Raw genomic sequence first — 11447 nt, 5'->3', positions numbered from 1 at the left:
GAGGCCTGTGATGGAGCTCCAAAAGCCGCCTAGCCGAGCGCCGTCTCGATCAACTGAACCTCCGCCTCCTGGCAGATTTTGCGTACCGAAGGGATGTCGCAACGGTCGGTGATGAAGGTGTTGACCTGCGACAGATGACCGATGCGAACGGGCGCGGTGCGTTCGAACTTGGTCTGGTCGGAGACCAGGATGACGTGCCTGGCATTGGCGATGATGGCTTGCGCTACTTTCACTTCGCGAAAGTCGAAATCGAGCAGCGCGCCGTCATGGTCGATGGCCGAGGCGCCGATGACCGCGTAGTCGACCTTGAACTGCCGGATGAAATCGACCGCCGCCTCGCCGACCACGCCGCCGTCGGAACCGCGAACGACGCCGCCGGCAATCACCACCTCGATCGAAGGATACACGCGCATCCTGTTGGCAACATTAATGTTATTGGTGATGACCATGAGGCCGTTGTGGTCCAGAAGCGCCTTGCTGACCGATTCCGTCGTGGTGCCGATGTTGATGAACAGCGAGGCATTGTCGGGGATCAGCCTGGCCGCCGCACGGCCGATCGCCTCCTTCTCGTCGGCGGCGATCTTGCGCCGCGCCTCATACTCCATGTTCTCGATGCCGGATGGGAAAAGCGCGCCGCCATGGATGCGCGAAAGCAGCCGCTGGTCGCAGAGATCGTTGAGGTCCTTGCGGATGGTCTGCGGCGTCACGTTGAAATGCGTTGCCAGATCATCGACCAGGACGCGGCCCTGATCCTTGGCCATTTGGATGATTTCGGCGTGGCGCGGCGACAAATACATCAAAAGCCTCCCGTTTTCGTTTTTGTTGTCTATACCTGAAAACGAAAGCGATGAAAAGGCATAAGCCGGCTAATGAAAACCTTCCGATTGCAATGACAAACCTGTACGCACCCGCCAGGGCAGTTTCAGGCGAAACCGCGCGCAGTCTCCGTCACGACGTCGAATGCCGCATCGACATCGGCCGCCGTCGCATCGAACTGGCCGGTCTGGAAGCGGATCGCGACACGGCCATCCACGCGTGTCTGGGTGAGATAGATGCGCCCATCGTCGTTGATGGCGTTGACTAGGCGAAGGTTGTGTTCGTCGGGATCGGCGCTCGCCCCCGCCCGATGCCGGAACGAAAACAGTGACAGCATCGGCTCGGTGACAATGTCGAAATCCGGCTCCTTTGCCAACCTTGCGGCGAGGCCTTCGCTCCAGGCGACATGGTTGCGGATCATGGTGCGCAGGCCTTCCAGGCCATGGGCGCGCAGCAGGAACCAGAGTTTCAGGGCACGGAACCGCCGGCCGAGCGGCACCGACCATTCGGAATAGTTGATGATGCCGTCATGGCCGTGGGTCTTCAGATAGTCCGGCTTGATGGCCAGCGTGCGAACGAGATCTTCCGGCTGACGGACGAACTGGATCGAGCAATCGAACTGCGCGCCCAGCCATTTGTGCGGGTTGAAGACGACGGAATCGGCCTCTTCGACGCCGGTCCAGAAATGCCGGTACTCCGGGCAGATCATCGCCGATCCGGCCCAGGCGGCATCGACATGCATATAAAGCCCGTGCCGCTTGGCAACCGCTGCAACGGCGGCAATGTCGTCGGTGCCGCCGGTGCTTGTGCCGCCGACGCAAGCGATGATTCCCGCAGGCAGCATGCCGGCCTTGCGATCGGCGACGATGGCCGCTTCAAGTGCTGCCGTGTCCATGGCGCGAAAGCGGCCGGCAACGGGGATGCGGACAAGGTTCTCCTCGCCGATGCCGGACACCCAGATCGCGCGGTCGATCGAAGTGTGGACCTGGTCGGAAGAATAGACACGCAACGTCGCCTGCCCGGACAGGCCTTGCCTGTTGCCCTGCCAGTCGAGCGCCCGCTCGCGCATGGTGAGCACGGCGGCCAACGTTGCCGATGACGCCGAGTCCTGGATGACGCCGGAGAACCCGTCAGGCAGGCCGAGCGCCTGGCGCATCCAGTCGACGGTGCGCGTCTCGAGTTCGGTCGCTGCCGGCGAGGTCTGCCACAGCATGCATTGCGCGGCCATCGCCGAGACTAGATATTCGGCCACCACCGAGACAGGGGCCGCATTGGCCGGGAAATAGGCGAAGAAGCGCGGATGTTGCCAATGCGTCATGCCGGGCACGATCTTCTGCTCGAAATCGGCGAAGATCCTGTCCATAGATTCGGCCGCTTCCGGCGGCGAGGCTTCGATGCTGCGGAAAATTGCACCTGGCGAAAGCGCCGGCCGAACCGGCCTTTCCCGCAAAGTGTCGCGATAGTCGGTGCCCCAGTCGGCGGCGCGCCTCGACCACGCACGGAACTCGTCGTTGTTCATGCATCCTCCCGAAACGCATGGTGGCCGGCTCCCAGCCAGCCTTTTCTGTCATTGTGATTAACACGTTAAATATAATGCAGCAACAGTCGCGAAGTCGAAAGAAGCGCTATCCCGGAAAGTCAGGCAGGCTGGCAAAGGCCGCTTTCAGCGCACTCGACCAGCCATCCGAGATGGTGCGGTAATATTGATCGTCCTGACCGATCCGCTTCTTCAGGCTGATCTTGAAGGCGTCCTTCTCGTAGAACAAAAGGTCAAGTGGCAGGCCGACCGACAGGTTCGACTTCAGCGTCGAATCGAACGACACCAAGAGCAGCTTCACCGTTTCGGCCAGGCTCATCGTCTTTTCATAGGCGCGGATGATGATCGGCTTGCCGTATTTGGTCTCGCCGATCTGGAAGAAGGGCGTGTCGTCGGTCGATTCGATGAAATTGCCCTCGGGATAAATCATGAACAAGCGCGGCGCGCTGCCCCTGATCTGGCCGCCGAGAATGAAGGAGGCATTGAAATAGGAGTCCGCCTTCTCGCCCGCCGGCGACGAATGGGCGATGACTTCCTTGACGGTGTCGCCGACCAACCGCACCGTCTGGTACATGGACGGCGTCTCGAGCAGCGTGGCGTGACGGTCGGCCACCGCCTTGGTGCGCTCGTCGAGCAGGCTGACGACGGCCTGCGTCGTCGCCAGGTTGCCGGCCGACATCAGCACGATGACGCGCTCGCCCGGCTCCTCCCACACATGCATCTTCTTGAAGGTCGAGATCGAATCCATGCCGGCATTTGTGCGGGTGTCCGACATGAACACGAGTCCGCGATCAATCTTCAAGCCGACGCAATAGGTCATCGATTCTCTTTTAGCAGCGATTCCGCTGGAATTACTGCTCTACCGTGACGGTGACCGCAAGCTGTTCTTGCGCCTGTCCCAGCCTGATCCCCGAAACCGGCGAGGCGTCGCGATAATCTCGGCCGGTTGCCACTCTCACATAGCGTTCGTCGGGAGAAATACCGTTGGCGGCATCGAAGGCGACCCAGCCCAGGCCCGAAACATGCGCTTCGGCCCAGGCATGGCTGGCCGCCTGCTGGACCATCGCATCCATCATCAGGTAGCCGCTGACATAGCGGGCCGGAAAACCCATGGCGCGCGCGGCCGCGGCGAAGATATGGCTGTGGTCCTGGCAGACACCGGTCTTGAGCGCCAGCGCTTCCTCGGCCGGCGTCATGACATTGGTGGTGCCGGGCTTATAGGCAACGCGCTGGCCGATGATGTCCATCAGCCGGTGCAACCGCTCGATGTCGGTGCCCTTGCCCACTGAGGCGGCAAGTTCGCGAATGCCCTCGCCAACAGCAGTCAACGTCGTTTCCTGGCCAAACAGCCAGAGCGGCGCAAATCCCTGATGCGGTCCCGAAACACCCGTGGTGTCGCGCGTCACCACTTCGCCCGACGCTTCGATGGTGATGGCATGCTGCTCGCCCTCGACGCTCAGCAACCGCGTGTCATTGCCGAAGTGGTCGGTGAAGCGCACTTCCTCGCGCGCGCCGTCGATCTTCAGTTCCCAGGACAGCACGGTCTGCGTGTGCCCGCTGAGCGGAAGCAACCGCAGGCGCTGCAACAGATACTGAACCGGCGCATCGTAAAGGTATTCGGTCCGGTGGGTGATCTTGAGCCGCATGGGCGTCATTTTCCATTTGTGAGCATGATCTTGCCGTATCGTGCTCAGTAGAACTTGTAGTCCTGCGCGATCTCGTCGCCGAGCCTGGTGTTGTCGCGTATGAAACTGGCCAGGAATTCATGCAGGCCAGTGTCGAATATATCCTTGATCGATCCCGCCCTCAGCATGGCCTGCGTCTTCTCCGCCGTCGCATGGCAGGCATGGCGCTCGCCATAGTCGTCGCCGAGGAACTTCAGATGCTCGGCGAGAAAGCGGTAGCAGAAGGTCAGCGAGCGCGGCATGCGGACATTGAGGATCAGATAGTCGGCGATGTTGGTCGGCTTGTAGTCGGCTTCGTAGACCCAGCGGTAGGAGCGGTGCGCCGAGACCGAACGCAGAATCGATTCCCACTGGTAGTTGTCGAGCGTCGAACCAACCCAGGAAATCGACGGCAACAGCACATAGTATTTCACATCGAGGATGCGCGCGGTGTTGTCGGCGCGTTCGACATAGGTGCCGAGTTGCGAGAAATCGAAGATTTCGTTGCGCAGCATGGTGCCGTAGAACGAGCCGCGGATCAGCGCCGTCTCGCGCTTGATGGCATCGAGCACGCTCGGCAGGTCGCGTTCATCGATCGGCTTGGCCAGCATTCGCTTCAGCGACATCCAGGCTTCGTTGATGCTTTCCCAGGTTTCGCGGGTCAGCGCAGTGCGCACCATGCGGGCATTGTTGCGGGCGGTCTCGATCGCCGACATCGTGCTCGACGGGTTCGCGGTGTCGCGCAAAAGGAAATCGGAGACATTGGCCGCAGTGTAGTCCTGGTATTTTTGGGTGAAGGCAACGTCCGCGCCGGCACTGAGCAGCACCGAATTCCACTCTTCCGAGGCGTTCTGCGTGCGCGTCAGCGCCATGCGCAGGCCGGCATCGACCAGGCGGGCCATATTTTCCGCCCGCTCGATGTAGCGGTTCATCCAGTAAAGCCCGTTGGCGGTGCGGCCTAAAAGCATCAAAAAACCTTCAAATGAAAATCAGTCATCGAGCACCCACGTATCCTTCGTACCGCCACCTTGCGAGGAATTCACGACGAGCGAGCCTTCCTTCAGCGCAACGCGCGTCAATCCGCCGGGCACGATCTGGATGCGGTCGGAGACCAGCACATAGGGCCTGAGGTCGACATGGCGCGGCGACAAGCCCTTTTCGGTGAGGATCGGGCAGGTCGATAGCGCCAGCGTTGGCTGGGCGATGTAGTTCGACGGCTTGGCCTGGAGTTTCTTGGCAAAATCCTGGCATTCCTTCTTGGTCGCCGCCGGCCCGACCAGCATGCCGTAGCCGCCGGAGCCGTGCACTTCCTTGATCACCAGTTCGTGGATGTGCTCGAGCACGTATTTCAGGCTGTCCGGCTCGGAACAGCGCCAGGTCGGGATGTTGCCGAGAATCGCCTTGCGGCCGGTATAGAACTCGACGATCTCGGGCATATAGGAATAGATCGCCTTGTCGTCGGCGATGCCGGTTCCCGGTGCGTTGGCGATGGTGATGTTGCCGGCGCGGTAGACGTCCATGATTCCCGGCACGCCAAGAGCGGAGTCCGGACGGAAGGTCAGCGGATCGAGGAAAGAATCGTCCACCCTGCGGTAGAGCACGTCGATCTGCTTGTAGCCTTCGGTCGTGCGCATGGCGACGTGGCCGTCGACGACGCGCAGATCCTGCCCTTCGACAAGCTGCACCCCCATCTGGTCGGCCAGGAAGGCGTGTTCGAAATAGGCGGAGTTGAAGCTGCCGGGCGTCAGCACGGCAATGGTCGGCGTGCCCTTGGTACTCTGTGGCCTGACCGCCGCCAGCGACTGACGCAGCAACTGGGGATAGTTCTCCACCGGCCGCACCTTGATCTGCTGGAACAGCTCCGGGAAGAGCTGCATCATCGTCTCGCGGTTCTCCAGCATGTAGGAGACCCCGGAAGGCGTGCGGGCATTGTCCTCCAGCACATAGAATTCGTTCTCACTGATGCGCACGATATCGACGCCGATAATGTGGGTGTAGACGCCGGCCGGCGGCCTGACCCCGATCATTTCCGGCAGGAAGGCTTCGTTCTTGGCGACGAGCTCCCTTGGGACACGGCCGGCGCGCAGGATTTCCTGGCGGTGGTAAATGTCGTCGAGGAAGGCGTTGAGCGCCTGCACGCGCTGCTCGATGCCTTGCGTCAGCCGGCGCCATTCATTGCCCGAGATGATGCGGGGAACGATGTCGAAGGGGATCAGGCGCTCGGAGGCTTCCTGTTCGCCGTAGACGGCGAAGGTGATGCCGGTCTTGCGGAAGACGCGCTCGGCGTCCTGCATTTTCTCGGTAAGCCTGGCCGGGTCTTGCTCCTTCAGCCAGCGGTCGTAAGCCGAATACGGTTTTCTCAATCCGGAAACTTCCGGAAGCATTTCGTCGAACGCTGCCAATCGCATACTCCCCTGTGACGCCATTTCACTGGCCCCGCCGGAGAAAATCAAGCGCAATCGGTGATTTGGGGCATGGCGGCGGTCAGTATGTCACAACTGCCTAAGATTAAGGCAGCGCCGACAGGGCCGGGTCAGGCTCTGCCTCTCGCCCGGGCAAGCCCTGGTGGCGACTAGAAAGCGCGGAAGGTGACGACCGTGAACGTGTCCTTGATGCCAGGCAGAATCTGCACCTTCTCGTTGACGAAGTGGCCGATGTCTTCCTCGTCCTCGACGTAGAATTTGGCGAGCAGGTCGTAATTGCCGGCGGTCGAGTAGATTTCCGAGGCGATCTCGGCGTCGGCGAGTGCGCTGGCAACATCATAGGCCTTGCCCAGGTCGCACTTTATCTGCACGAAAAACGCCTTCATTTCCCGGTCCTGCCTGGTCTCTGCGCGAATAAGCGGCCCTTGTGGCAGACTGCCGCCCGGCTTTCAAGCATTTGGGCGCTCAGGCCGCCGCCGATGCGGTATCGTTGCGATTGTTCCGTCCTTGTTGAAACCGTGAAGCGCCGCAATGCGTATGGTACAGTGTCGTCTTCGAACAGCGATTTCCCTGGAGACACGGGAGGCAGGCCATGCGCCGCACCTTACTGGCATTCGCAGTCGTTCCGTTCATTCTCGCGTCTTCGGCGTTTGCCGGTGATGCCGAGATCAAGGCAGCGCAGACGGTCATCGACAGTCAGCTGAAAGCCTTCATCGCCAATGACGGCGCCGCCGCCTACAGTTTTGCCGCGCCGAATGTGAAACGCATCTTCCCGACCGTCGACACCTTCATGAACATGGTCACCAACGGCTACGCGCCGGTGCGCCAGCCGCAAAACTATTTCTTCGGCAAGGTGCAGCAGACGGGTCCGACCTCGATCGTCCAGCAGGTGCTGATCGTCGGGCCGGACGGCAAGGACTACGAGGCGGTCTATACGCTGGAGCAGCAGCCCGACGGCGGTTTCCAGATCACCGGCTGCAGCTTGCGCGCGTCGACCTCGGTCAGCACCTGAGGCCCGCTCAGTTCGCCGGAATATCGCCCCGCGCCCAGCCTTCTGAAATCTCCGCTGCGCGCGCGTCGAAGGCTTGGGCCCCGATCGCGGCACGAATGTCCTGCATCAGCCTCTGGTAGTAGGACAGGTTGTTCCAGGTCAGCAGCATCGCGCCCAGTGCTTCCTGCGAGCGCACCAGATGATGCAGATAGGCGCGCGAATAGTCGCGCGCGGCCGGACAGTCGCTTTCCTCGTCCAGCGGGCGCGGATCGTCGGCGTGGCGGGCGTTGCGCAGATTGACCTTGCCGCGCCTTGTATAGGCGAGGCCGTGGCGACCGGCGCGGGTCGGCATCACGCAATCGAACATGTCGATGCCGCGCGCCACCGATTTCAATATGTCGTCCGGCGTGCCGACACCCATCAGATAGCGCGGCTTGTCTTCAGGCAGTTCGGCGCAGGTGATGTCGAGCATATCGAGCATCACCGCCTGCGGCTCGCCAACCGCCAGGCCGCCGACGGCGTAGCCCTTCAGATCCATCGCCTTCAGCGCCTGCGCCGAGCGCACCCTGAACGAGGGCACGTCGCCGCCCTGGACGATGCCAAACATCGCCCTGCCCGGCTGGTCGCCGAACGCCGTCTTGCAGCGTTCGGCCCAGCGCAGCGACAATTCCATGGCGCGCTCGATTTCCTTCTCCTTGGCCGGCAGCGCCGTACATTCGTCGAGCTGCATCTGGATGTCGGAATCGAGCAGTCCCTGGATCTCGATCGAGCGTTCGGGCGACATCTCATAGGCGGCGCCGTCGATATGCGAGCGGAAGGTGACGCCCTTTTCGGTGAGCTTCCTGAGCTTCGACAGCGACATCACCTGGAAACCGCCGCTGTCGGTCAGGATCGGATGCTGCCAGCGGGCAAATTCGTGCAGGCCGCCGAGCCGCGCGACGCGCTCGGCGCCGGGCCGCAGCATCAGATGGTAGGTGTTGCCCAGGATGATATCGGCGCCAAGGTTGCGCACCTGGTCCATATACATCGTCTTGACGGTACCGCCGGTGCCGACCGGCATAAAGGCCGGCGTGCGGATCTCGCCGCGCGGCATGTCTATCACGCCGCGCCGCGCCTTGCCGTCCGTCGCCAGCACCTTGAAGGAGAACGCGTCAGCCATTGAATTCCTTGTCGTGCACCGGCGCGCCAGGTGCCTGTTCGTCCAACGACTGCCGGTAGTGGATGCAGCCGCGCATGAATTTTGGCCAGGGCGGCACGGCGATCGCCGGTTCGGTCTGCTCCGGCAAAAGGTCCCACAAATCGGGATGATGCCAGCAGAGTTCGTGACCGGTGGCATCGCGATGCTGGCGAATGCCGGCGCGCAATTTTTTCACTTCCGCGATCAGGGTGTCGCGGTCCATTCCATCGAGATCATCGTCCATCGCTCGTCTCCGCTCGGTAAAGCAGGCTGGCATCTCCGTAGGAGTAGAATCTGTAGCTGTTGTCGATGGCATGCGCATAGGCCGCGCGCATCGTTTCGAGGCCACAGAAGGCCGAAACCAGCATGAACAGCGTCGAGCGCGGCAGATGGAAATTGGTCATCAGCATGTCGGCGGTTCGGAAGCGATAGCCGGGGGTGATGAAGATGTCGGTCGGGCCAGACCAAGCGGCTAGCGTGCCGTCCTCGCGCGCAGCACTCTCCAGCAGGCGAAGCGAGGTCGTACCGACGGCGATGATGCGCCCGCCTCTTGCCTTCGCGGCGTTCAAAGCCTCGGCGGTGTCCTGACTGACCGAGCCGGTCTCGGCATGCATCTTGTGGTCGGCGGTGTCGTCTGCTTTCACCGGCAGGAAGGTGCCGGCGCCGACATGCAAGGTGACGAAACGGCGCTCGATGCCTTTTGCATCGAGTGCGGCGAACAGCTCCGGCGTGAAATGCAGGCCGGCGGTGGGCGCGGCCACCGCGCCCTCCTCCCTGGCATAGATGGTCTGGTAGTCGCTGCGGTCGCGCTCGTCGTCGTCGCGCTTGGAGGCGATGTAGGGGGGCAGTGGGATATGGCCGACGGCGTGCAGCGCCTCGTCAAGGAACGCGCCCGAAAGATCGAAGCCGAGCAGCACCTCGCCGGCATCGCCCTTCTCGATCACCGTGGCGTCGAGCTGGCCGAGAAAGCAGGAATTGCCGTCATGGCCGAAATGGATGCGATCACCGGCAGCGATACGCTTGCCCGGCCGCATGAAAGCCTGCCAACGGTCCGGCGCCACGCGCATGTGCAATGTGGCCTCGACCTGTGCCTGCGCCTCGCCGCGCCGCCTGATGCCCCTGAGCTGCGCCGGAATGACCTTGGTGTCGTTGAAGACCAGCACATCGCCGGCTTCGAGAAACGACGGCAGGTCGCGCACCGTCCGGTCATCGAGCCCCTGGTCGGGTTTGACCACCAGCATGCGCGCGCTGTCGCGCGGCTCGGCCGGACGAAGCGCAATGCGTTCCTCCGGCAAGTCAAAATCGAAGAGGTCGACGCGCATCAGTAGAGCCGGATAAGCAGCGCTCCGGCCAGCAGCAGAACCGCACCGGCGACACGGCCGAGCGAAATCTCGCGCACGGCGACGCCGAGGAAGCCGGCACGGTCGATGAGCATGCCGGCCAGCAACTGCCCGGCGACCAGGAACGCCATCAGGGCGGCGGCGCCGATGCGTGGCGTGAGAATGGTCGAAAGCGTGACGTAGAAGCCGCCGAGCATACCGCCGGCGACGAACAGCCAGGGCGCCGGTGCCTTCCAGTCGAGCGAAAGGCCCTGCAGCTTCACCACCGCGACGGCGATGATGCCGAGCACGATGGCGCCCGACAGAAAGGAGAACGCGGCCGCCGCGACCGGGAGACCCAGGCCGCGCGCCAGCTGCGAATTGATGGGCGCCTGTACGGCGATGAAAGCGCCGGACAGTATGCCGAGCAGGGACCAGACAGCGCCCATCATCGTCGTTTTGCCTTACTCGACGTCGGCCGCGACCTTCAGCGACACGATCTTGTCGGGATCCTGCACCGGCTCGCCGCGCTTGATCTTGTCGACATTGTCCATGCCTTCGATGACCTGGCCCCAGACCGTGTACTGGCGGTTGAGGAAGGCGGCATCGTCGAAGCAGATGAAGAACTGCGAGTTGGCCGAATTCGGGTTCTGCGCCCGGGCCATCGAGCAGGTGCCGCGGGCATGGTTGGCGTTGGAGAACTCGGCCTTCAAATCGGGCTTGTCGGAACCGCCCATACCGGCGCGCGACGGCGCAAACGTTGGCTTCGAGGAATTGCCGAACTTGACGTCGCCGGTCTGCGCCATGAAGCCGTCGATGACGCGGTGGAAGACCACGCCGTCATAGGCGCCTTCGCGTGTCAGTTCCTTGATGCGGGCGACGTGGCCGGGTGCCAGATCGGGCAAAAGTTCGATGACGACCTGGCCCTTGGTCGTTTCCATGATGAGCGCGTTCTCGCGGTCCTTGATCTCAGCCATGTCAGATATCCTTTTGAAAAAACAGATTTATTTGTCGGCGGCAATGCGCACTTTGATCATCCGGTCGGGGTCGGTGACCGTCCCATTGTCAGCCTCGTCGCCTTTCTTAATGTGGTCGACCAGTTCCATGCCGCTGACGACATTGCCGACGATGGTGTACTGGCCATCAAGCGGCGGCGCCGGTGCGAACATGATGAAGAACTGGGAATTCGCCGAATTCGGATCCTGCGAGCGGGCCATGCCGACCACGCCGCGCTTGTAGTGTTCGCTCTGCGAGAACTCGGCCGGCAGATCCGGAAGATCTGAGCCGCCGGTGCCGACAGTCTGGGCATTGAAGCCCTTCTTCATGTTGCCGAACTTGACGTCGCCAGTCTGCGCCATAAAGCCGTCGATGACGCGATGGAAGGCAACGTTGTCGTAGGCGCCTTCGCGCACCAGTTTCTTGATCTGCGCGACATGCTTGGGCGCCAGATCGGGCCGCAGCGCGATGGTGACGTCGCCATCCTTCAGCGTGACGATCATGGTGTTTTCCGCATCGGCAGC

14 protein-coding genes are annotated in these 11447 nt (G+C 62.2%); 1 reads left to right on the top strand and 13 read right to left on the bottom strand.

What is annotated here, in order from left to right; all coding sequences use genetic code 11:
* Nucleotides 1–29 precede the first annotated feature (29 nt).
* The 7 genes from D3227_RS20480 to D3227_RS20450 all read right to left on the bottom strand — a co-directional run bounded on the left by D3227_RS20480 (nt 30) and on the right by D3227_RS20450 (nt 6826).
* Complete coding sequence (locus tag D3227_RS20480) at nt 30–797, bottom strand: DeoR/GlpR family DNA-binding transcription regulator (RefSeq protein WP_006202078.1); 768 nt, start codon at nt 795–797, stop codon at nt 30–32.
* Between the two features lie 125 nt (nt 798–922).
* Nucleotides 923–2335, bottom strand: a complete 1413-nt coding sequence (locus D3227_RS20475; RefSeq protein ID WP_120016129.1) for a pyridoxal phosphate-dependent decarboxylase family protein — start codon at nt 2333–2335, stop codon at nt 923–925.
* 106 nt (nt 2336–2441) lie between these two features.
* The gene (locus D3227_RS20470; protein WP_006202076.1) at nt 2442–3173 is read right to left on the bottom strand and encodes a proteasome-type protease; all 732 of its coding nucleotides are present in this window, start codon (nt 3171–3173) and stop codon (nt 2442–2444) included.
* Between the two features lie 31 nt (nt 3174–3204).
* Nucleotides 3205–3999 carry a transglutaminase family protein gene (locus tag D3227_RS20465; protein WP_120016259.1) on the bottom strand — a complete coding sequence of 265 codons (795 nt, stop codon included), beginning with the start codon at nt 3997–3999 and terminating at the stop codon, nt 3205–3207.
* Nucleotides 4000–4043: 44 nt separating this feature from the next.
* On the bottom strand, nt 4044–4985 hold the full coding sequence (locus D3227_RS20460; RefSeq protein WP_120016128.1) for an alpha-E domain-containing protein: 942 nt from the start codon (nt 4983–4985) through the stop codon (nt 4044–4046).
* A 21-nt stretch (nt 4986–5006) separates the two neighbouring features.
* Nucleotides 5007–6419: a circularly permuted type 2 ATP-grasp protein gene (locus D3227_RS20455; RefSeq protein WP_167480778.1), complete on the bottom strand. Its 1413-nt coding sequence runs from the start codon at nt 6417–6419 to the stop codon at nt 5007–5009.
* 170 nt (nt 6420–6589) lie between these two features.
* A complete protein-coding gene (locus D3227_RS20450; protein WP_120016126.1) occupies nt 6590–6826 on the bottom strand; it encodes an Lrp/AsnC ligand binding domain-containing protein in 237 nt (78 codons plus the stop codon).
* Between the two features lie 206 nt (nt 6827–7032).
* On the opposite strand from D3227_RS20450, the gene D3227_RS20445 reads away from it, so the two are divergent.
* Nucleotides 7033–7452: a DUF4864 domain-containing protein gene (locus tag D3227_RS20445; protein ID WP_120016125.1), complete on the top strand. Its 420-nt coding sequence runs from the start codon at nt 7033–7035 to the stop codon at nt 7450–7452.
* Between the two features lie 7 nt (nt 7453–7459).
* Here the strand turns inward: D3227_RS20445 and tgt are convergent, their stop codons facing one another.
* Genes tgt through D3227_RS20415 form a run of 6 tightly spaced genes read right to left on the bottom strand, consistent with a single transcriptional unit; the run spans nt 7460 to nt 11426 of the window.
* Nucleotides 7460–8590, bottom strand: a complete 1131-nt coding sequence (gene tgt, locus D3227_RS20440) for a tRNA guanosine(34) transglycosylase Tgt (RefSeq protein WP_120016124.1) — start codon at nt 8588–8590, stop codon at nt 7460–7462.
* A complete protein-coding gene (locus tag D3227_RS20435; RefSeq protein ID WP_120016123.1) occupies nt 8583–8852 on the bottom strand; it encodes a hypothetical protein in 270 nt (89 codons plus the stop codon). The genes tgt and D3227_RS20435 overlap by 8 nt, the downstream gene beginning before the upstream one ends.
* Complete coding sequence (queA, locus tag D3227_RS20430; RefSeq protein ID WP_120016122.1) at nt 8842–9930, bottom strand: tRNA preQ1(34) S-adenosylmethionine ribosyltransferase-isomerase QueA; 1089 nt, start codon at nt 9928–9930, stop codon at nt 8842–8844. The genes D3227_RS20435 and queA overlap by 11 nt, the downstream gene beginning before the upstream one ends.
* Entirely contained in the window at nt 9930–10379 is a 450-nt protein-coding gene (locus D3227_RS20425; RefSeq protein ID WP_120016121.1) for a DMT family transporter, read from the bottom strand. The genes queA and D3227_RS20425 overlap by 1 nt, the downstream gene beginning before the upstream one ends.
* A 12-nt stretch (nt 10380–10391) precedes the next feature.
* Entirely contained in the window at nt 10392–10904 is a 513-nt protein-coding gene (locus tag D3227_RS20420) for a peptidylprolyl isomerase (RefSeq protein ID WP_120016120.1), read from the bottom strand.
* 27 nt (nt 10905–10931) lie between these two features.
* The gene (locus D3227_RS20415) at nt 10932–11426 is read right to left on the bottom strand and encodes a peptidylprolyl isomerase (protein WP_245451822.1); all 495 of its coding nucleotides are present in this window, start codon (nt 11424–11426) and stop codon (nt 10932–10934) included.
* Nucleotides 11427–11447 lie beyond the last annotated feature (21 nt).

It is taken from the genome of Mesorhizobium waimense, from assembly GCF_003601975.1.
GTDB classification, from domain to species: Bacteria; Pseudomonadota; Alphaproteobacteria; order Rhizobiales; family Rhizobiaceae; genus Mesorhizobium; species Mesorhizobium waimense.
This window is presented reverse-complemented; position numbering and strand designations above follow the sequence as displayed.

Coding starts and splice junctions, on each gene's coding strand:
- tgt (WP_120016124.1), bottom strand. CDS start 8,590: ATGGCTGACGCGTTCTCCTTCAAGGTGCTGGCGACGGACGGCAAGGCG.
- D3227_RS20435 (WP_120016123.1), bottom strand. CDS start 8,852: ATGGACGATGATCTCGATGGAATGGACCGCGACACCCTGATCGCGGAA.
- D3227_RS20460 (WP_120016128.1), bottom strand. CDS start 4,985: ATGCTTTTAGGCCGCACCGCCAACGGGCTTTACTGGATGAACCGCTAC.
- D3227_RS20480 (WP_006202078.1), bottom strand. CDS start 797: ATGTATTTGTCGCCGCGCCACGCCGAAATCATCCAAATGGCCAAGGAT.
- D3227_RS20470 (WP_006202076.1), bottom strand. CDS start 3,173: ATGACCTATTGCGTCGGCTTGAAGATTGATCGCGGACTCGTGTTCATG.
- D3227_RS20450 (WP_120016126.1), bottom strand. CDS start 6,826: ATGAAGGCGTTTTTCGTGCAGATAAAGTGCGACCTGGGCAAGGCCTAT.
- D3227_RS20445 (WP_120016125.1), top strand. CDS start 7,033: ATGCGCCGCACCTTACTGGCATTCGCAGTCGTTCCGTTCATTCTCGCG.
- D3227_RS20475 (WP_120016129.1), bottom strand. CDS start 2,335: ATGAACAACGACGAGTTCCGTGCGTGGTCGAGGCGCGCCGCCGACTGG.
- D3227_RS20465 (WP_120016259.1), bottom strand. CDS start 3,999: ATGCGGCTCAAGATCACCCACCGGACCGAATACCTTTACGATGCGCCG.
- queA (WP_120016122.1), bottom strand. CDS start 9,930: ATGCGCGTCGACCTCTTCGATTTTGACTTGCCGGAGGAACGCATTGCG.
- D3227_RS20415 (WP_245451822.1), bottom strand. CDS start 11,426: ATGATCGTCACGCTGAAGGATGGCGACGTCACCATCGCGCTGCGGCCC.
- D3227_RS20420 (WP_120016120.1), bottom strand. CDS start 10,904: ATGGCTGAGATCAAGGACCGCGAGAACGCGCTCATCATGGAAACGACC.
- D3227_RS20425 (WP_120016121.1), bottom strand. CDS start 10,379: ATGATGGGCGCTGTCTGGTCCCTGCTCGGCATACTGTCCGGCGCTTTC.